Source organism: Streptomyces sp. NPDC107765 (genome assembly GCF_055657085.1).
In genome coordinates, this window is the sequence record NZ_JBVKBL010000019.1 from 66239 (window position 1) to 84396 (window position 18158).

Below are 18158 nucleotides of genomic sequence, written 5' to 3' on the forward strand. Positions count from 1 at the left end.
TCCAGTCAACTGGAAGGGACGGACAAGACCGTGACTGCCATTCAGCAACAGACCCAGGCGACGCCGGCCGGCGGCAGCGGCTCGGGCACTCTCTACGACGTCCTGGAGCTCATTCTCGACCGCGGGCTGGTCATCGATGCCTTCATTCGGGTCTCCCTCGTCGGCATCGAAATACTCAAGATCGACGTACGCGTCGTGGTCGCGAGCGTGGACACCTATCTGCGTTTCGCGGAGGCGTGCAACCGGCTGGATCTCGAATCGGGCCGCAAGGCGCCGGAACAGCTCACCGATCTCGTCGGCCAGGCCACCGAGAGCGGCGCCAAGGGAAAGTCGAAGGGCGCGCTCGCAGGGGCCGTTGAGGCGGTCGGCGAATCCCTCCGCAAGGGCCACGACGAATCCGAGGAAACCGAGGAACCCAAGAAGCGCCCGGCGCGCAAGACGTCGTCGACCGCCGGCCGCCGTACCGCCCGCCGGGAGGAGTAACCCATGACGACGTACGTCTACGCCATCACCGGCGCCGGCCATCCGCTGCGGCTGTCCGGCATCTCCGGGGTGGGCAACCCCGCGGCACCGCTGCGCACCGTGCGGGCCAAGGACCTGTGCGCGGTGGTCAGCGACGCCCCGGCGGAGCTGCGTGCCAAACGCCGGGACGTGGCGGCCCACCAGGACGTCCAGGAAGCCCTGCTGGCCGACGGCAGTTGTCTGCCGATGCGCTTCGGGCTGGTCGGTCCGGACGACGAGCAGGTCGCCGCCGTACTGGAGGAGCAGCACGACACCTACACCCAGCGGCTCGGGGAGCTGGCCGGGTGCCGCGAGTACCACCTCAAGGTGACGCGCGACGAGGAGGACCTGCTGCGGGAGATCCTGCGGGACTCCGCCGAGGCGCGGCGGCTCAACGACCGCACCCGGCAGAACTCCGGGGCGTACGACGACAAACTGGCGCTCGGCGAGCTGATCTCGCAGGAGGTCCGGGCCCGCCAGGACCGTGCCCGCGCGGACATCCTGGCCCGGCTCGCACCCGCCGCCGAGCGCATCGAGGACGGGGAACCCACCAAGCGCCACTTCCTCACCACCTCGTTCCTCGTCGCGCGGGCGCGGTCCGCCGTGTTCTCCCAGGCGGTCCACACCGAGGCGGAACGGCGCGGCGACCACTACACCTTCCGGCTCTACGGCCCGCTGCCGCCGTACAGCTTCGTCTGACCGCGCCCCGGGCCGTGCCCTCGGCACCGGGGACACCGACCGAGCGGGAGGTCCGGATGGGACTGCTCACCCAGCTGCTGACCCTGCCGCTCGCCCCGGTGCGGGGCACGGTCTGGGTCCTCGACCAGGTAATGCTCACCGCGGAGGAAGAGTTCTACGACCCGGAGCCGGTCCATGACGAACTTGCCGAACTGGAACGGCAGTTGGTCGACGGCCGGATCGGGCCCGAGGAGTTCGACGCCCGCGAGGACGAACTGCTGGACCGGCTGGAGTGGCTCCAGGCCCGCCGGCAGCAATCACGAGGAGGCTGAACCGCACATGTCCGACCCGCTGACCGGGCCGGGGGGACCCGCCTCGCCCATGAGGGCCTCCCCCGCGCCGTCCCCCTACGGCCGGCCGGGGGCCGGGACCGGCTCCTCCACCAATCTCGCCGACATCCTGGAACGCGTCCTCGACAAGGGCGTGGTCATCGCCGGCGACATCCAGATCAATCTGCTCGACATCGAGCTGCTGACCATCAAGCTCCGGTTGCTCGTCGCCTCCGTCGACAAGGCCAAGGAGATGGGCATCGACTGGTGGGAGCACGATCCCTCGCTCTCCTCCCGGGCCCGCCCGGCCGACACCGGGCCGCTCCCCGCCGGCCAGGAGCGGGCGGCGGTCGAAGCAGAGGCAGGACGAGAAGCCGGGCGGGAGCAGCAACAGCGAAGGGAGGAGAGTCGGTGAACGGCCCGTGGCACAGCTATGTCTACGCGGTCGGGCGGGCCGGCGGCGCTCTCGACGCGGTGGCCGCCGAGCTGACCGGGCTGCGCGGTGCGCCCCTGCGGACCGTGGCCGAGGACGGCCTCACCGCTCTGGTGTCCTCCGTCCCGGCCGACGACTTCGGTACGGACGGGCTCACCGAGCGGATGGCGGACCTGGCGGAGCTGGAGGCGCTGGCCCGCACGCACCACGAGGTCGTCGAAGCGGCCCACGCCCGTACGACGGTGTTGCCGATGCGGCTGGCGACGGTCTACCTCGACGACACCGGGGTGAGTGCGATGCTGTCCGAACGCGCCCCGGAATTCGGCGAGTTGCTGACCTGGCTCGACGGCCATGCCGAGCTCGGGGTGAAGGTCTACGCGGACCCGGTGAGCGCCCAGGCCGAAGCCGCCCCGGCCGCGCCGTCGGCCGGTTCGGGCCGCGCCTATCTGCGCCGGCGCCGGGACCAGCGACGCCTGCGGGACGACACCTACCGCGCGGCCGGTGCGGTGGCCGGCGCGGTCCGGGACACGGTGGCCCCGCTGACCCGGGGCGTGGTCGCCCACCGCCCGCAGCAGGGCGAACTGGCCGCCGGCCCCGGCGAGAACATCGCCAACGAGGCGTATCTCGTCCCCCGCACCCGCGTCCGGGAGTTCCACCAGGCACTGGCCGGTCTGACCGGGAGCGACGCCGGCGTACGGGTCGAGATCACCGGCCCGTGGGCGCCGTACTCCTTCGCGACCCGGCCGGCGGAAAGCGGCGCGGCATGACGGGCGGCGGCGCGGGACGGATGGCTGCACATGACGGGCCGTGAGGTCGCGGTGCCGGCCGGCGGCTCGTCCGGCCTCGGCGAACCGGCCGGAATCGCCGGCCCGCAGATCGCCCTGATCGACCTCCTCGACCGGCTCCTCAACGGCGGCGCGGTCCTCACCGGCGACCTGGTGCTGTCCATCGCCGATGTGGACCTGGTCCGGATCAGCCTCCGCGCCGTCATCCATTCGATCGTCCAACAGGACGCATCCCCTTGTCAGGAGGCATCCCTTCATGAGGCAGGACTCCACCGGGCCGACGGCGCCCAAGACCCTCGCCCAGCGGCTGGAGAGCGACCCGGAGACGGTCGAACGCGATCTGATCAAACTCGTGCTGACGATCGTCGAGCTGCTGCGGCAACTCATGGAGCGCACCGCACTCCACCGGGCGGACCAGGGCGATCTGACGGAGGATCAGGAGGAGAAGGTCGGTATGACGCTGATGATCCTCCACGACCGGATGTCGGAACTGTGTGAGCGCTACGGCTTCACGATGGACGACCTCAACCTCGACCTCGGCCCCCTGGGCTCCCTCCTGCCGCAGAACTCGCGCTGAATTCCGCACGGTCCTGAGCCGTCACAGAACCGTTTCCCCAGAAGTTCCCACAGAAGTTCCACCAGACGTTCCCACGAAAGCTCCCCACAGACGTTCCCACGAAGTTTTCGTTCCCGAAGTCTTCGTCGACCCAGAGGAGGAACCCCATGGCACCCCTGCTACTCGTCCTGCTGCTCGCGCTGCTGCTGTTCGGCGCCGGCTTCGCGCTCAAGGCGCTGTGGATCGCCGCCGTCGTCGTGCTGGCCTTCTGGCTGCTCGGCTTCCTGATGCGGTCGACCGGCGCCGGTGGCGGCCGCGCCCGCTGGTACCGCTGGTAGCCGCCGGCCCGCCGCCGCCCGGGCCAGGTCGTCCGCCCGCCCTCCGGCCCCGATCAGACCGGTGGCCGTGACATCGCCGCGGGCCGCGATCTCCGGCACCTGGCTGCGGAACAGGCGGGTGACGGCCGCCGGGAGCCCGGCCCTGGCGAACTGCGCGGCGCGCAGCCAGGGCTGGGCGTAGACGGCCGTGGCCCGCCGCTCCACCCCGTCGACGATCCGGTCGGCGACCGCCTGGGGCGAATGGATCCGGCCGGCGGGCCACGGCAACCGCAACCGCAGCTCCCGCAGCACCGCGGCGTCGATCATGTCGGTCTCCGTCCAGCTCAGATAGGCGACACCGACCCCGACGCCGCGGTGCGCCACTTCTGCCCGGATCGCGTGGGCGAACGCCTCGACGCCGGACTTGGAGGCGCAGTACGCCGACATCATGGGCGCCGCGGTGATGCTCGCCAGGGAGCCCATCTGCAGGAAGTAGCCGCGGGTGGCGAGCAGTCCGGGCAGGAAGGCCCGCAGGGTGAGTGAGCTGCCGATGAGATTGACCTCGATGACCCGGCGCCAGACGGCGGGGTCGGATTCCAGGAAGGGGCCGCCGGCCGCCACACCGGCATTGGCGACCACTACGGAGGGGGGACCGAGGCCGCGCTGCACCCCGTCGGCGACGGCGGCCAGCGCGGCCTCGTCGGTGACATCCGCGAACCAGTACTGCGTCCGCCCCGGGAAGGTCTCGGTGAGCCGCTCCAGACCGTCCTCCTCCAGCCCGACCAGCGCCACCGTCGCGCCGCGGCGGACGAGCGCCCGGGTCATGCACTCCCCCAGCCCGCGGGCGGCCCCTGTCACCACCACGACGCGCCCCGCGAGCCACTGCCGCTGACCGGTCATCTCACGTCACCCCACTCCCTCATCACACTCACGAACGGGCAGAAAGGTCAGGCCGGGAACGCAAAGCCGGAACGTCAGGGCGGAACGTCAGGGAACGTCAGGACAGAAACGTCAGGGCAGGGGTGTCCCGCCGGTGGCGTTGACGATCTCGGCGGTGATGTAACTCGCCTGCGGGGAGGCGAGGAAGACATAAGCGGGCGCCATTTCCGCGGGCTGCGCCGGGCGGCCGAGCGGGGCCTGTTTACCGAATGTGGTGGTGTCCGGAAGCGTCGCCGGAATCAGCGGGGTCCAGACCGGCCCGGGGGCGACCGCATTGACCCGGATGCCGTCGGACGCGAGCATCTGCGCCAGCCCCTGCGTGAAGGTGACGATGGCTCCCTTCGTCGTCGCGTAGTCGAGCAGATGCGGACTGGGCTTGTAGGCCTGCACCGACGTGGAATTGATGATGACCCCGCCCTTGGGAATGTGCGGCAGCGCCATCTTGCACAGCCAGAACATGCCGTACAGGTTGGTCCGCATCACCCGGTCGAACTGTTCCGTGGTGATGGCCTGGATTCCGTCCGGCTGCGACATCTGATAAGCCGCGTTGTTCACCAGGATGTCGATCCGGCCGAACTCCTTCACCGCGCGTTCGACGAGCAGCCGGCACTGCTCCTCCGCACGGATGTCGCAGGCCAGCGGCACGGCCGTACGGCCCGCGTCCGTGACGAGCCGGGCGGTCTCCTCGGCCTCCTTCTCCTCCTCGGGAAGAAAGGTGAACAGCACGTCCGCGCCCTCACGGGCGAATGCCAGCGCGACGGCCCGCCCGATACCGGAATCCCCGCCCGTCAGCAGCGCCTTGCGCCCTGTCAGGAGCCCACTTCCCCGATACGATTCCTCGCCGTGGTCGGGGGGCGGATCCATCGGCCCGGTCCATCCGGGGTGCTCCTGGTCCTGGTTCGGGAATTCCGGCTGCGGATATGCCGTGACCGGGTTCTCGGCGTTCTCGGGGCCCTCGGGGCGTTCCCGGTTCTCCGGGGCTGCCTTTCCGTCTGCCATATCGAGACCTCCTGGTGCGCGCACGGACGAGTGGGCCGCGTACCGAAGCCGCGGCCGCGTACAGAAGCCGGGTTCCCGACGGGCCCGAGTTCCACCATGCGACAGCCGGTCTTTTCGTGCAGGGCGAGGCGCCGGGTCCGTTTCGGAGGTCTTCCGAAGGGAACTCGCCCGTGAGAAGAGAGAAAGCGAAGAGTGTGAAGAGATGGAGGCCCCTCGTGCTCACCGCGATCGCCGATGTTCTCCGCGCCATCGGTGGCGCCCTCGCCACCGTCGTGACGCTTCCCTTCAGGGCCGTGGCCCGGCTCTTCGGAGGAGCCTCGGACACCGCACACGGGCACCACTGATCCAGGCTCACGGCTTGCCGGCTTCCGAGCCCGTGCTTGCGGCCTCCCGACCTCCCGACATCCGGGTTCTCGCTGTGCGCGCCTTCGCCGGCGGGCTCTCGACCCCGCGGCTTCCCGGCTTCAGGGATTCTGCGGGTCGACGCCGGTGTGCGCCTCGGCATCCCGGCCACCGCTGGGCCGCCCCGCGGGGCCCTTGGGCTCCTTGCGGTGCATCCCCTTCTCGTCGGTACGGGCCGCCCGGCGCTCGCCCGGCTCGGACTCGCTCTTGACCTCGCTCGCCGGGGACACCTTCTCCTTCCCGGTGTCCTCGGTCTCCTTGCTGCGGTCCCGCTCCGGCGCGTAACGCTCGGGGTGGAACGAGCGGTGCGCACTGTCGTCGGCGTGCTGCTCGGACTGGTCGATGTCCGGTGACCAACCGTGCTGCTCGGTGCCTTTGTGCATGCTGTGGCCCTCGCCCATCTTCGGGTGCGAGGACTTCCGGTGCTTGGCCACTTCCACTCCTCGTCTCAGGCGTCCCGGCGAGCCGCGCTCGCCCGCCCCTCTCTCCAGGCTGAGGGCCATCCGGGGCGTCCGCACCTCAGCCCGCTTCCGGCGGGCGCTGTGCTTCCCAGTGGTCGCCTCACCGGATTGCCGCAACGCTGGAACCGAAGCTGCGGGAGCCAGGGATGGCCGCGGGCCCGTGCAAGGCCGTACCAGACCCGTGCAACCCCGTGAAAGGAGGTGCGGAAGATGACCCCCGATACCGCCGAGCTCGTCCGGCCGCGTCCCTTGATGACCCTCCCCGGCGTCTACGCGCCCCAGGACGACACCCGGCTCCTCCTGCACGCCCTGTACCGGGAAGGCATCGGCCCGGGTACCGAACTGCTGGACCTGGGCACGGGCAGCGGTGCCCTCGCGCTGGGTGCCGCCCGCCGCGGGGCCCGGGTCACGGCGGTGGACATCGCCTGGCGGGCGGTGCTGACCACCTGGCTCAACGCCCGGCTCGCCGGCCTGCGCCTCACGGTCCGCCGCGGCGATCTGGCCACCGCCGTCCGCGGCCGCACCTTCGACCTGCTCGTGAGCAATCCGCCGTACGTCCCCGCACCCGGCCGCCGCCCGCCCCGGGGCGCGGCGCGGGCCTGGGACGCCGGACGCGACGGGCGGCTGCACATCGACCGGATCTGCGACCTCGCACCGGCGGCGCTGCGCCCCGGCGGGGTGCTGCTGATGGTCCATTCCGGGCTGTGCGGCACCGGGGACACCCTGTCGCGACTGTCCCGTTCCGGGCTCCGGGCCGAGGTCAGCGACCGTGCGCACATCCCGTTCGGCCCGGTCCTGCGCTCCCGGCTTCCGTGGTTGCGCAGCAACGGCCTGCTCGACACGACAGGGCACAGCTCGCCGCACACCGAGGAACTGGTGATCATCCGTGCCGAACGTCCCTGAGCGCCCCCGGCGCCGCATCACCCTCACCCGGGACGGCCCGATGCTGGTGGAAGGCCCGGTGGAGGTGGTCTGCGACGACGGTTCCGTCGCCGTCTCCGACCGCTTCGTCGTCGCCCTCTGCACGTGCCGGCGCAGCCACAGCTACCCCTGGTGCGACACCAGTCACCGCCGCCGCGCACGCCCCACCCCCGAGCCGGGCCCTGCTCCCGAGCCGGGCCCTGCTCCCGAGCCGAGCCGCACCCCCGAACGGGAAGGAGACGCGCCATGAGGCCGGCGGCCCCCCTCACCACTTCAACCGGCACGCCACCCGCCACACCACCCCGCCCGGCCGGCCGGCCACGGCTGCCCCACCCCCAGGGCAGGCTCTCGACCGCAGTGCTCTCCGCGCTTACCTCGCCTTCCCCACCCACGCCCCACTCACCGCTCTCCTCCTTGCGGACGCCAGGAAACGACACCCTGCTCAGCACCACGGAGACCGAAGCCCAGCACGCCGACCCCTACGGAGCCGATCTCCAGCTCGCCCTGTATGTGCTCTACGAGCTGCACTACCAGGGCTTCGACGGCGTGGACGACGACCGTGAATGGGATCCCGCGCTGCTGGCGGTTCGGAGCGCGCTGGAAAAGGTGTTCCTCCGGGTGCTGCGGGCGGCCGTCCCGTCCGTCGGCGCGGCGGAGGCACTGGACGGCCTGCTGGTCGAGCCGGTCGCCGACGACGGCACCGGCGTGAGCCACCATCTGCGGCGCGAGGGCCGGCTGTGGCAGCTGCGGGAGTACGCCGCCCTGCGCTCGCTGTACCACCTCAAGGAGGCCGACCCGCACGCCTGGGTCATCCCCCGGTTGCGGGGCCGCGCCAAGGCCGGGATGGTCGCCGTCGAATTCGACGAGTTCGGCGCCGGACGCGCCGAGGACATCCACGCCCAGCTGTTCGCCGACCTCATGACGGACCTCGGCCTGGACACCGCCTACGGGCACTACCTCGACCTGGCGCCCGCCGAAGCGCTGGCCACGGTCAACCTGATGTCCCTGTTCGGTCTGCACCGGTCACTGCGCGGAGCGCTGGTCGGTCACTTCGCCACCGTGGAGGTGACCTCCTCCCCCGCCGCACGGCGCCTCGCGGACGCCATGCGCCGCACCGGTGCCGGCCCGGCGGCGGAGCGGTTCTACGACGAACACGTCGAGGCCGACGCGGTGCACGAGCAGGTGGTGCGCCGCGAGGTCGTCGAGGGCCTGCTGACCGACGAACCGGCCCTCGACCCCGACGTGGCCTTCGGCATCGGCGCCACCGTCCACCTCGAAGACCGGCTCGCCACCCACCTCCTCGACGCCTGGCGCCACGACCGCACCGCACTGCGAGCCCCCTTGCCCTCACCGGTGGACGCTGGTCGGAACCCCCGAAATTCCGAACCCACGAGAACCCGGCCTCCCAAGATTCCGAACCCCTGACCATCCGAACCATCCGAACCCGAACCTTGAGAATCCGAACCCACGAGGATCCGGACCCACGGGGATCCGGACCCATGGGGATCCGGACTCACGAGGATCCGGGCCCCCGGAGATCCGGATCCTGAACCCGCAGGTCAGCCGTCAGGACAGGAGGTGTCCGCACATGGACGAGACCGCCGTCGCCACCCCGGTGGCCACCGCCCGCGCCTCCCTGGCAACAGCCGGGGCCCATCTCCTTCCCGCGGCCGTCACGAGGTCCCTGCTGGCCGCCGACGGGGCTGCCTGGGCGCGCTTCGCCGCCCACTGGGAGGATCTCGCCCCGGACCGTTACGCCGCCGAACAGGGCACCTGCCGGCGACGTCGGTACGGCCAGTTCGCGCTCACCCCCGCCACCGGCGAACTGTCCCACCTCCCGCACCTCCCCTTCGTCCAGCCCGAACGCACCAATCCGCTCTACGACGGGGTCGACCGGCACTTCGAGCCCCTCACCGACGCCTTCACGGCCGACCCCGTCCTGCGCGCCGTACTGGCGCTCCTGGGCCGCCTCGCAGGCGCCCTGGACGACACGGTCACCACCTGGAACGCCAAGATCCATCCGTTCCGGGTCGTCGCCGCGGCGGACGGCCCGGGGAACCCCACGCCGGAGGGCAAGCACCAGGACGGCGTCACCCTGGTGTCCTCCCTGCTGGTCCAGCGCAGCAACGCCACCGGAGGCCGGAGCACCGTGTACGCCCCGGACGGCCGCGAGCTGCTGTCCGTCACCCTCGACGAGCCCGCCGCGCTCCTGGTGTCGGACGACCGCAGCACCCTGCACGGCGTGTCCCCGATCCGCCCGCTGGACCCGGCGCGCACCGCTCACCGCGACGTTCTGGTGACCACGCTCATTCCGCAGATCCGCTCGGCACGGTCCCGGGCTGCCGGCCCTCCGGCCGGACGGTAGAGGTATTGACGGAGCGGGCCCGGCGGCCCCAGCTCTCCCCCGCCTCGGTCCGGAATCCGCCGAGGTCCTTCGGCGAGAGGGTCGGCCCGAAGGTCAGATGCTCGCCCCGGTGGCCGGGCTCCTCGTACAGCTCCACGGCGAACCGGCTGAAGTTCACCAGCGACTGGACCACGGCGTCGAAGCCGTGCGCCGCGAGGTCCGGCACGGGCTCGTCGGCGACCAGCACCCGCCGGGCGTCCTCCTCCCCCTCGTTGAAATGACCGCCCTCGTAGAGGGCGTAGCAGTGCGGCGGGCAAACCGTGGTCCCGGACCCCTCGATGACCTTCACCGTCATGGGTGCCTCCTCCTCACACTCGCTCTCCCTCTGGCCCTTGCTCCCTGGGCCCCGCTCCTCTTCTCCTCGCCCGCGGCCGGCCAGGGCGCCGCTGCCCGCCCCGCCGCCCCTCCTGTCTACGCCGTGCCCGCCCCGGGCGCGACTCCTGGCACACCCACGCGTTGAGCGCCAACGAAGGCGTCCAGCTTGTGCGTTACGCCCCCCGGACGGGCCCCGACGGAGGCCACCACCCCCGGCTGAGGCACTCCTCGGCCGACTCATCCACACCCCGCGGATCATTGCGGTCCCGGTGCTCGCCCGACACCCGAAGGCGGTGGTCAGGCAAGCACCGAGAAGCGACAGCACCGGCTCCTCCTCCAGCGAGACCCCTCCCTCCCTGCCCGACTACAGCGGCGGCGCGCCGTCCGGAAGTTCGGCGGTCATGGCGAGGTAGCCGTACGTGATCGAAGCGTGCATCTCCACGTCGCCGTGCATCTCCTCGTCGTCGTGCAGCTGCTCGTCGTCGTGCAGCTGCTCGTCGTCGTGCAGCTGCTCGTCGACCCGTGCCGCCGTCTCGTGCCGGCTTCCCTCACGGTGACTCCCGGTGACGGCGGTAGCCCGCCGCCGGTATGGCGGGATGCCGAACGAATCGCATGGGATCGGCCCGGGCCGTACAGGACCGGAAGGGACGGGCCGGAAGGGGCGGACCGGAAGGGATGGGATAGGACCGGGACGGGATAGGACCGGGCCACCGGACGGCACCTACACCGGGACAACCAATCGCCCCTTTTGCGAGGTTTTGCCCTGAGAACTTCGGGCACGGGCCGAGAGAGAAGCCTTCCCAAAGCCCGAGGAAAGGGGGAGGTGGCCATGCCCGAGCCTGGCAGCAAGAAATTCGACAAGCGGCGCGCGAGGCTTCGCAGCGAGGCCGAGGACCGCGGCATTCCCGACAAGCACGCCACGGAGGACGCGAAGGAAACCCTGGAGAGCGACCCGAAGTGGCGCAGCCAGGGACCGCGAACCGAGCGAGGTCGCGGCCCCAAAGGGGAGCGAGACCAGCGGAACGACTGACGGAACTACTGACGGAACGACCGACCCGAGCGGGACCGACCGGACGGAGACGAACGCCATGTCGAAGAACCCCCAGCAGCCCGAAGTACGCCGTAGCGACAAGGGGGCGACCGTCCAGGACGCCGCCGAGACGAAGGCCGACACCGATCACCCGGTGGGCCCCGGCGGCAGCCGGAAGGCGCACGGCACCGACAAAGGAAGCAAGGGCGGCGGCCGCGGCGGCGGCGTGCCCGAAGAGCAGCGCCCTGACCACCCGTGACGTCATCAACATCATCCCTGGACGCACCCCCTGAGCGCAGGTCCCGGAGACGAGGAACCCCAACACGACACGACGCGACGCGACGCGACGCGACGCGACGCGACGCGACGCGACGCGACGCGACGCAGGCACGAAACGCGACACGAGCACGAACACAACGCCGCGCACGAACGCGCACGCGAGCACGAACGCGAACACGAGCGGCGAGCAGCGAGCGGTGAGCGGTGACCGCGACGCGCACGCGACAGGGCCGGGGCGCCTTGCCGCCCCGGCCCTTCGTTGGCCCTTCGTTCCGAACGTCTCTCGCTCCGATCGCCTCCCCTCACTCCTGCCCTCACTCCTGGCGCCAGTTCCGCCCTCATCGCCCGGGGTGCCACGGCGGCACTCCCTCACACCTCGGCGAGCAGTCCCTTCCGCAACTTGGTGCAGGCGCGGTTCAGCAGCCGGGAAATGTGCATCTGGGAGAGGTTGAGCTCCTTGCCGATCTCGGCCTGGGTCATCTCCGCCCCGAACCGGAGCCGGAGCAGTGTGCGTTCCCGCTCGTCGAGCTGCGCGAGATGCGGCTTGAGTGCCTGGATGTTCTCGGCGAGGTCGAGCGCGGGGTCGGTGCTGCCCATGAGGTCCGCGACAAGCCCGGTCTGCTGCTTCCCCGCGGTCTGGATCGGCCGGTCGATGGAGTCGGTGTCATAGCCGTTGCAGGCGATGAGCCCCTCCCTCACCTCCTCCTCCGGCAGCTTCAGATGCGCGGCGAGCTCTGCCGCCGACGGATCGTGGTTGTTGGCGGCCTCCAAGTCTTCGAAGGCGCGCGCGAGGTCGATGCGGAGTTCCTGCAGCCGGCGCGGCACATGGACGGACCAGGTGGCGTCACGGAAGAAACGCCTGATCTCCCCACGGATGTACGGCACGGCCAACGTGGTGAACTCCACGTCCCGGTCAACGTCGTAGCGGTCTATCGCCTTGATGAGACCTATGGTGCCCACCTGCAGAATGTCCTCGGTGCTTTCCCCCCGGCTGCGGAAGCGCCGGGCGACATAGCGCACGAGGGACAGGTTCATTTCGATCAGCGTGTTGCGCACGTACTGGTACTCGGAGGTGCCCTCCTCAAGGACGGCGAGTCGCTCGAAGAAGACCCTCGACAATTCCCTGGCTTCACTCGGCGCAAGGCGCTGCGGCTCATCGATCGGCGGCAGAGACACCGACGGAGCCGTGGCAGGACTCCCCTTGGACGTAGTGGTGGCCGGGGTTGCTACCGCAGTCGCTGCTGTCATGGTGCCGGTGCTGGTCATGCTCGGGCTCCTAGCTGTTGACTCGGTCCCCGTCTGCAGTCCCCCCTCGACCCGCCTCTACCCGACGACTCCCGAGGCATGTCCCGAAACCCGCCATCGCCTTGTTGTCGTCGGACTGTTGACGCCCCGACCGAAGGTTGCGAACGCGGCGGAAGGTACGGGTGATGCGGCGTGCCGAACCGGCCCCAGCGGCGACCGCGAGGTAGAAACAACGCTGTGGGTGAGGCAATTGAGTCGGAGGAAGCGGAACCGCTTCCTGTGCTGTGCGGACTGTGCGGCGCGAGCGTGGTGGACGGAACCGGGGTCCATGCCATCGTTCCGGATTCCTCGGCGATCCATGTCCACGATCCGGCACTGGACGGAAACCGGTCGCTGACGGCCTGTTCCACCGCGCACCTCGGCGAACTGCAGCAGCATTACCACGCACGTCCCTTTGTGAATGCCGAGCTGTGGGCCGGGAAGATCGCCCGAGCGCTGCGCCGGCACCCGGAGGGCCTTTCCCGGGAGCGGCTGGTCGCGGAGACCGGACTCAACCTGCTGCAAATCGACGCCGCAGCGAACTGGAGCAACCACCGCTCCCGCCACCACCACCGCAGGGCGCCCCACAACGACACTCCCGAGGCGCCATAACCCCCAGGCCCACCAGCCCCGGCCGCCACCCAACTTCATGTCCGTGCCCCCACCTTGACGCCCCCTCAACTCCCTCGCCCGGCGCCCTCTCCCCCAGCGTCTGACAGTCACGCCCTCCCACCTCCTCACCGCCCCACGGCAGTACTCGTCCTCCAGGCAGCTCAGTCCTCCCCTTCCTGGTACTGAAAAGTGAAGCCGAAGGCCCCGCCGCCCATGATTCCCAGGCCGACCAGGAACACCCACAGTCCGCACACCACGCCCAGAGCGGCCACCGCATAACCGACCGCGACGAGCACGGAATACTTACGACGCCATACCGCCGCAGCGATGAAGGAATAGGGCCCCCTTTTCACGGCCCATCCACCCATCGGCGCATCGGGCAGTACTCACCGACTCCCCCGATCCCGGCCCCCTTCCCCGACCCGTCCTCGGACCCGGTCCCCGACCCGCCCCCGAAGACCAACACCGACACCACCGCACCCATGGCCACCACTGAAGAGTAAAAACCGAATGCGGCGCATCACGGCCGACCCGCGGCCCCCACAGGGAATTTACAGCCAGCGGTCGGCAGCCCCTCGCCTTCCCTTCTCCACGGCCAGCCAGCCCCTGGCTGCCGGCCGGACCCGGAATTACCCACCCGCTCACCTACGTGATCACGCCCTCCCCCCTCCCAGGGGCTTCGCATAGGTCGACGGCAGAAGTTGCCCGTGCGTCACACCGGGATCACAGTTAAGAGGGGAACATATGCGAGATCGGAGCACATCGTGATCGTTCTCGGAATTATTTTGCTGGTCGTTGGGTTCGTGACCGGCATCGGCATCCTTTGGACCATCGGAATCATCCTCGCCGTCATCGGGGCGATCCTCTGGGTCCTCGGGGCAATGGGTCACGCAGTAGCCGGCCGACGGCACTACTGGTAGCGCCACACGCCCGCAAGCGGAATGCCGCACGCGGGCCTAAGGACCCGCAATTCCTCCGCCACCACACGGTGGCGGAGGAATTGCGGGATGCGCAGTTAAGCCAATCGGCCATCGCGCGCCCCAAGCACGGATTCACCGGCGCGCGAGACGCAACATAAACCGCATCCCCTCCCCCCTCCTGCTCCCCACCCCCTCCCCATTCCTCCCGGCCCAGCCCCACCGCTCCCCCCTCCCACCCCCTTACCTCCACGGCCCACCACCTCGACCGCCCCACACCGCCCCCTCACCACTTCACTTCACTCCACTCCCTCTACCCCACCGGTGAAACTGGTCTTTTTCGGGCAAACTCCCGGTATGAGCACTCACCACCCTGATCCAGATCCTCGCGAAACCCCGGGCCTCGGCCCCGGAGGCGGCGTGCCGCCGGGCGAAACCCCGCCGGGCGAGGACAGCACGGGCTCGGAGACCGGCCCCCGCGACCTCCCCACCCGCGGATGGGCCAAGGGCCCGGCCATCATCCTCGGCATCGTCGTCGTCCTCTGCGCGGCGTTCTTCATCGCCTATGCGGTGATCATGGCGCGCTGACCCGAGCCACCGCAGCCCCGACCAGAGGCCCTGACCGCACGTCGCGCACGTCCCGCCCTCCAGGCGACGGCCCCAACCTCCCAGCGGCAGCACCCGGCCCCTGGCGACGGCGCCCCACCTCTCAGCAGCTGCACGCACCCGACCTCCATGCGGCAGTAGCAGGCCGCAACCCAGCGGCAGGTGACAGCCGGCCACACCTGGTAGCGCGGCCAGCTGCGCACGCCGTAGATCCCCGCGGCCCGTCACAGGGCCCCCCACGAGCCCACCAGAAGCCCACCACGGGCCCGCCATGAGCCCGCACCATGAGCCCGCCACGGGAACGGCGGTGCCCCGGCACCCCAAACTCCACGCACCCCAGCACCCGAGGCACACCCCCTCACCAACCCGCCCTCCCGCCTCCCCCTCCCCGCTCCCACCCCCCGCCGCCACCCGCCGCACCACGGCCACCATCCCGGCATCCCGGCATCCCGGCATCCGACGCAATTCCCCGGACTTGACGTTATCCGCCGGACGACTCGGGAACCCGTTGCTCTGGGTGCGCCCGGCAACGGGCCGGCAGCGCCCGGGTCACCGGAGGGACAGGACAGATCATGGAGCACGGCGAGGACGTCATCGCGGAGCTGACCGCGGACCACCGGGAGGTCGACGACCTCTTCGAGCAGTTCGACAACGCGGCGCCCGGCAGCAGCGCCCGCAAACGGCTCCTGGACGCCCTGACCATCGAGCTGGTGCGCCACTCGGTCGCCGAAGAGGAACACCTCTACCCGGCCGTACGCGACCACCTGGAGAACGGCGGGATGCTGGCGGACAAGGAGATCGCCGACCACCTCCGCGTCGAGCAGCTGCTCAAGGAGCTCGAAGGACGAGAGCCCGACGACACCGACTTCGACCGCCTCGTACGCGAACTGCGCACCGAGGTCACCGCGCACGTGGAGGACGAGGAGAACCAGCTCTTTCCCCAGCTGCGCGAGGGTGTCCATCCCTATGTCCTGGAAAGCCTCGGCCGGAAGGTCCGCGAGGCGAAGAAGACCGCCCCGACCCGCGCCCATCCCATGGCCCCGAGCACGCCCCCGGCCAACAAGCTGCTTGCTCCCGGCCTGGGGCTGGTGGACCGGGTACGCGACTACGTCACCGGTCGAGGCCGGTAACCCGCACGGAAACTCACCCCCCTCACATCAAGATCCCTCCTTCAGGAAGGACGAACAGTCATGCCTGTGGCACGCGACATCATGACGCCCGGTGCGGAATGCATCGGCGCGAACGAGACCATCCTCGAAGCGGCTCGCAAGCTGACCTCCCTCGGCGTCGGAGCGCTTCCTATCTGCGGCACGGACGACAAACTCAAGGGCGTCCTCACCGACCGGGATGTCGTCGTCAAGGTGCTGGGCAAGAACTTGGACCCGCAGCAGACCAAGGCCGGCGAACTCGCCCAGGGCGAAGCGGTCACCATCGGCGCCGACGACGGAGCCGACGAGATCTTCTCAACGATGGCCCGTCACAAGGTCCGTCGACTGCCGGTCATCGACGGTCATCGCCTCGTCGGCATGGTGGCCCTGGCCGATGTCGCCCGCGCCCTCCCCGACCCGCAGGTCGGCGACCTCCTTGAGGCGCTCTCCACCGACTGACCCCACTACACCAACACGCACCGACCCGGCACCCCTTCCCTCGCGCGCCGCACCTGCCCTTGCCCCGCGTCATCGTCCGGCCGGTGCCTGGTGGCGGCGGCGGGTCCGGCAGGCGGGGCGCGCGAGCTCGCCACCGGCGGGTTCCCACCCGGCGAGCCCCACCCGCCCGATCGGCCGCTCTGCCTCGCGCGCTGCCGCCGAACGGAGTGAACTGAAGGGGTGGCGTCGACCGCCCCGTCACGCGGCCGGCCGACGAACGACACATCAACCGGTCAAGGAGCCGTCATGCCTGCAGGTTCGAGCAAGAAGCGTGAGCGTCAGTACGAGCACATCAAGGAGGGGGCCGAGCAGCGAGGCGAGTCGACGAAGCGCGCGAAGGAGATCGCCGCTCGGACCGTGAACAAGGAACGCGCCCGGTCCGGGGAGTCGAAGACCGCCAGCAAGGTCTCGACCCGGGACAGGAAGTCCGCGCCGCAACGCGGCGGCGAGCGTTCTCACCGCGGCGCCCAGGGCCCCACCAAGGACCAGCTCTACGAGGAAGCCAAGAAGCGCAACATCGACGGCCGCTCCTCGATGAACAAGGACGAGCTTCGTAAGGCCCTCGGCCGCTGACCAGCGTCACCACCGCTCGCCTGAGCTGCGCCCGTAGTCCCACGGTCCGGTAACTGTGCCCGTATTCAAGGGTGTTGGACATGTACCCCGCCCCCTAATCGATTCATTGCATCCGCTGTAAAGCCTGCCTCGAAATAACCCGCGTGCGCAAGCAATCGGTCGCGGTCGAGACAGGAAACACCCGTTCGAGTGACGGCGGAGCGGGCGGGCCGATGCGCAAGCAGGCTGTTCAGGGCCATGGAATGAGGAGGCGCAATGAATGCGGAAGCGGGCACGGACCTGACGGTGGCCATCGAGTCGGCCGGGGGGACGGGACAGCACGCCGGCCCCCACGAGACCTTCTCGGACCCCTTGAAGGCGCGACTCGTCGACCGCAGAAGCGGCCTCCCGGTGACCGACGCGGCGGTGACGTTCGCCTGGTTGTCCACGACCCAGCAGGTCCTTTTCGAAGGCGGAGAAACTACTGTCACGGTCGACACCGACTCCCAGGGGTACGCACAGACCCCGCCGTTGGTGGCGGGTGATGCGGCGGGCACCGCGTCCTTCACCGTGACCGCGGAGGGGGCCGCTCCGAAACACTTCGAGGTCACGGTCGACCACTGACCGACCTCCCGCGCCACCCCTCCAGGCCCCAGCCGCCCTGCGGAATAATGCGAGCATGCGGATTTCAGCCAGAGCGGACTACGCGGTGCGCGCCGCGCTGCAACTCGCTCACGCCCGGGACGCAGGACCGCTCAAGGCGGAGGCCATCGCGGACGCGCAGGACATTCCGCACAAGTTCCTCGAAGGCATTCTGAACGACATGCGCCGCGGCGGGCTCGTCCTCAGCCAGCGCGGCGGGAACGGCGGCTACCGCTTGGCCAAGGCGCCCGAGTCCATCAGCATCGCCGACGTCATCCGCGTCGTCGACGGCCCCCTGGTATCCGTTCGCGGTGTCCGTCCACCGGAGTTGTCCTACACCGGCCCGGCGGAGTCCCTGCTCCCACTCTGGGTCGCCCTCCGCGCCAACGTCCGGCAGATCCTCGACGGGGTTTCGCTCGCCGATGTCGCCTCGGCGGAACTCCCCACCCGGGTATCCGCGCTGGCCGAGGACCCCGCCTCCTGGACGAACCCCTGAGGCCGTAGCCCTCGGCGCCATTTACACGCCGGGAACTGCTCGGACTGGAGCTCC

General features: G+C 70.3%; 27 protein-coding genes and 2 pseudogenes. 23 read left to right on the top strand and 6 right to left on the bottom strand.

What is annotated here, in order from left to right:
• The first annotated feature begins 30 nt into the window (after positions 1 to 30).
• From ACZ7MX_RS34030 to ACZ7MX_RS34065, 8 genes and pseudogenes are all read left to right on the top strand, one after another.
• Complete coding sequence (locus ACZ7MX_RS34030) at positions 31 to 483, top strand: gas vesicle structural protein GvpA (protein ID WP_472137828.1); 453 nt, start codon at positions 31 to 33, stop codon at positions 481 to 483.
• Positions 484 to 486: 3 nt separating this feature from the next.
• Positions 487 to 1200 carry a GvpL/GvpF family gas vesicle protein gene (locus tag ACZ7MX_RS34035; protein WP_472137830.1) on the top strand — a complete coding sequence of 238 codons (714 nt, stop codon included), beginning with the start codon at positions 487 to 489 and terminating at the stop codon, positions 1198 to 1200.
• Between the two features lie 56 nt (positions 1201 to 1256).
• Complete coding sequence (locus tag ACZ7MX_RS34040) at positions 1257 to 1511, top strand: gas vesicle protein GvpG (RefSeq protein ID WP_472137831.1); 255 nt, start codon at positions 1257 to 1259, stop codon at positions 1509 to 1511.
• Between the two features lie 7 nt (positions 1512 to 1518).
• Positions 1519 to 1923, top strand: coding sequence for a gas vesicle protein (locus ACZ7MX_RS34045; protein WP_472137833.1), 405 nt, complete (start codon positions 1519 to 1521; stop codon positions 1921 to 1923).
• Positions 1920 to 2708: a GvpL/GvpF family gas vesicle protein gene (locus ACZ7MX_RS34050; protein ID WP_472137835.1), complete on the top strand. Its 789-nt coding sequence runs from the start codon at positions 1920 to 1922 to the stop codon at positions 2706 to 2708. The genes ACZ7MX_RS34045 and ACZ7MX_RS34050 overlap by 4 nt, the downstream gene beginning before the upstream one ends.
• A gap of 30 nt (positions 2709 to 2738) precedes the next feature.
• Positions 2739 to 2951 (top strand): annotated as a pseudogene (locus tag ACZ7MX_RS34055) (gas vesicle protein); the annotation flags it as partial.
• Between the two features lie 31 nt (positions 2952 to 2982).
• Entirely contained in the window at positions 2983 to 3303 is a 321-nt protein-coding gene (locus tag ACZ7MX_RS34060) for a gas vesicle protein K (RefSeq protein WP_472137837.1), read from the top strand.
• A 146-nt stretch (positions 3304 to 3449) separates the two neighbouring features.
• The gene (locus ACZ7MX_RS34065) at positions 3450 to 3620 is read left to right on the top strand and encodes a hydrophobic protein (RefSeq protein ID WP_234442092.1); all 171 of its coding nucleotides are present in this window, start codon (positions 3450 to 3452) and stop codon (positions 3618 to 3620) included.
• Between the two features lie 81 nt (positions 3621 to 3701).
• Here ACZ7MX_RS34065 and ACZ7MX_RS34070 read toward each other — a convergent pair.
• Together ACZ7MX_RS34070 and ACZ7MX_RS34075 are read right to left on the bottom strand one after the other, a co-directional pair.
• Positions 3702 to 4499 (bottom strand): annotated as a pseudogene (locus tag ACZ7MX_RS34070) (SDR family oxidoreductase); the annotation flags it as partial.
• A gap of 111 nt (positions 4500 to 4610) precedes the next feature.
• The gene (locus ACZ7MX_RS34075; protein WP_472137838.1) at positions 4611 to 5537 is read right to left on the bottom strand and encodes an SDR family oxidoreductase; all 927 of its coding nucleotides are present in this window, start codon (positions 5535 to 5537) and stop codon (positions 4611 to 4613) included.
• A 215-nt stretch (positions 5538 to 5752) separates the two neighbouring features.
• Between ACZ7MX_RS34075 and ACZ7MX_RS34080 the strand changes: the two genes are divergently transcribed.
• Positions 5753 to 5881, top strand: a complete 129-nt coding sequence (locus ACZ7MX_RS34080; protein ID WP_472137840.1) for an LPFR motif small protein — start codon at positions 5753 to 5755, stop codon at positions 5879 to 5881.
• A 120-nt stretch (positions 5882 to 6001) separates the two neighbouring features.
• Here ACZ7MX_RS34080 and ACZ7MX_RS34085 read toward each other — a convergent pair whose 3' ends face one another.
• On the bottom strand, positions 6002 to 6373 hold the full coding sequence (locus ACZ7MX_RS34085) for a hypothetical protein (protein WP_472137841.1): 372 nt from the start codon (positions 6371 to 6373) through the stop codon (positions 6002 to 6004).
• Between the two features lie 237 nt (positions 6374 to 6610).
• Here ACZ7MX_RS34085 and ACZ7MX_RS34090 point away from each other — a divergent pair, with 237 nt between their 5' ends.
• The 4 genes from ACZ7MX_RS34090 (at position 6611) to ACZ7MX_RS34105 (ending at position 9686) form a co-directional block, all read left to right on the top strand.
• Entirely contained in the window at positions 6611 to 7303 is a 693-nt protein-coding gene (locus tag ACZ7MX_RS34090) for a HemK2/MTQ2 family protein methyltransferase (RefSeq protein ID WP_472137843.1), read from the top strand.
• Positions 7287 to 7571, top strand: a complete 285-nt coding sequence (locus tag ACZ7MX_RS34095; protein WP_472137844.1) for a CDGSH iron-sulfur domain-containing protein — start codon at positions 7287 to 7289, stop codon at positions 7569 to 7571. The genes ACZ7MX_RS34090 and ACZ7MX_RS34095 overlap by 17 nt, the downstream gene beginning before the upstream one ends.
• Positions 7568 to 8746 (top strand): iron-containing redox enzyme family protein, encoded by a 1179-nt coding sequence (locus tag ACZ7MX_RS34100; RefSeq protein WP_472137846.1) that lies wholly within the window; start codon positions 7568 to 7570, stop codon positions 8744 to 8746. Before ACZ7MX_RS34095 ends, ACZ7MX_RS34100 begins: the two co-directional genes overlap by 4 nt.
• A 163-nt stretch (positions 8747 to 8909) precedes the next feature.
• On the top strand, positions 8910 to 9686 hold the full coding sequence (locus tag ACZ7MX_RS34105; protein ID WP_472137848.1) for a 2OG-Fe dioxygenase family protein: 777 nt from the start codon (positions 8910 to 8912) through the stop codon (positions 9684 to 9686).
• Here ACZ7MX_RS34105 and ACZ7MX_RS34110 read toward each other — a convergent pair.
• On the bottom strand, positions 9628 to 10020 hold the full coding sequence (locus tag ACZ7MX_RS34110) for a hypothetical protein (protein ID WP_472137850.1): 393 nt from the start codon (positions 10018 to 10020) through the stop codon (positions 9628 to 9630). The genes ACZ7MX_RS34105 and ACZ7MX_RS34110 overlap by 59 nt on opposite strands.
• Positions 10021 to 10869: 849 nt before the next feature.
• Between ACZ7MX_RS34110 and ACZ7MX_RS34115 the strand changes: the two genes are divergently transcribed.
• Together ACZ7MX_RS34115 and ACZ7MX_RS34120 are read left to right on the top strand one after the other, a co-directional pair.
• Positions 10870 to 11070 carry a hypothetical protein gene (locus tag ACZ7MX_RS34115; RefSeq protein WP_362141963.1) on the top strand — a complete coding sequence of 67 codons (201 nt, stop codon included), beginning with the start codon at positions 10870 to 10872 and terminating at the stop codon, positions 11068 to 11070.
• A 58-nt stretch (positions 11071 to 11128) separates the two neighbouring features.
• On the top strand, positions 11129 to 11329 hold the full coding sequence (locus ACZ7MX_RS34120) for a hypothetical protein (protein WP_472137852.1): 201 nt from the start codon (positions 11129 to 11131) through the stop codon (positions 11327 to 11329).
• A gap of 389 nt (positions 11330 to 11718) precedes the next feature.
• Here ACZ7MX_RS34120 and ACZ7MX_RS34125 read toward each other — a convergent pair whose 3' ends face one another.
• Entirely contained in the window at positions 11719 to 12615 is an 897-nt protein-coding gene (locus ACZ7MX_RS34125) for a SigB/SigF/SigG family RNA polymerase sigma factor (RefSeq protein ID WP_472137853.1), read from the bottom strand.
• A 216-nt stretch (positions 12616 to 12831) separates the two neighbouring features.
• On the opposite strand from ACZ7MX_RS34125, the gene ACZ7MX_RS34130 reads away from it, so the two are divergent.
• Positions 12832 to 13245, top strand: a complete 414-nt coding sequence (locus ACZ7MX_RS34130; RefSeq protein ID WP_472137855.1) for a hypothetical protein — start codon at positions 12832 to 12834, stop codon at positions 13243 to 13245.
• 161 nt (positions 13246 to 13406) lie between these two features.
• Here the strand turns inward: ACZ7MX_RS34130 and ACZ7MX_RS34135 are convergent, their stop codons facing one another.
• Positions 13407 to 13541, bottom strand: a complete 135-nt coding sequence (locus tag ACZ7MX_RS34135; protein WP_472137856.1) for a hypothetical protein — start codon at positions 13539 to 13541, stop codon at positions 13407 to 13409.
• 468 nt (positions 13542 to 14009) lie between these two features.
• Here ACZ7MX_RS34135 and ACZ7MX_RS34140 point away from each other — a divergent pair, with 468 nt between their 5' ends.
• The 7 genes from ACZ7MX_RS34140 to ACZ7MX_RS34170 all read left to right on the top strand — a co-directional run bounded on the left by ACZ7MX_RS34140 (position 14010) and on the right by ACZ7MX_RS34170 (position 18104).
• On the top strand, positions 14010 to 14165 hold the full coding sequence (locus ACZ7MX_RS34140) for a DUF6131 family protein (RefSeq protein WP_234326649.1): 156 nt from the start codon (positions 14010 to 14012) through the stop codon (positions 14163 to 14165).
• Between the two features lie 354 nt (positions 14166 to 14519).
• The gene (locus ACZ7MX_RS34145; protein WP_030417347.1) at positions 14520 to 14750 is read left to right on the top strand and encodes a DUF6480 family protein; all 231 of its coding nucleotides are present in this window, start codon (positions 14520 to 14522) and stop codon (positions 14748 to 14750) included.
• Between the two features lie 590 nt (positions 14751 to 15340).
• Positions 15341 to 15898: a hemerythrin domain-containing protein gene (locus ACZ7MX_RS34150; protein WP_472137858.1), complete on the top strand. Its 558-nt coding sequence runs from the start codon at positions 15341 to 15343 to the stop codon at positions 15896 to 15898.
• A 60-nt stretch (positions 15899 to 15958) separates the two neighbouring features.
• Complete coding sequence (locus ACZ7MX_RS34155) at positions 15959 to 16375, top strand: CBS domain-containing protein (protein WP_472137860.1); 417 nt, start codon at positions 15959 to 15961, stop codon at positions 16373 to 16375.
• A 285-nt stretch (positions 16376 to 16660) separates the two neighbouring features.
• Positions 16661 to 16987, top strand: coding sequence for a plasmid stabilization protein (locus ACZ7MX_RS34160; RefSeq protein WP_472137862.1), 327 nt, complete (start codon positions 16661 to 16663; stop codon positions 16985 to 16987).
• Between the two features lie 255 nt (positions 16988 to 17242).
• Complete coding sequence (locus tag ACZ7MX_RS34165) at positions 17243 to 17590, top strand: Ig domain-containing protein (RefSeq protein WP_472137864.1); 348 nt, start codon at positions 17243 to 17245, stop codon at positions 17588 to 17590.
• 55 nt (positions 17591 to 17645) lie between these two features.
• Complete coding sequence (locus tag ACZ7MX_RS34170) at positions 17646 to 18104, top strand: RrF2 family transcriptional regulator (protein WP_030811543.1); 459 nt, start codon at positions 17646 to 17648, stop codon at positions 18102 to 18104.
• The last annotated feature ends 54 nt before the right edge of the window (positions 18105 to 18158 follow it).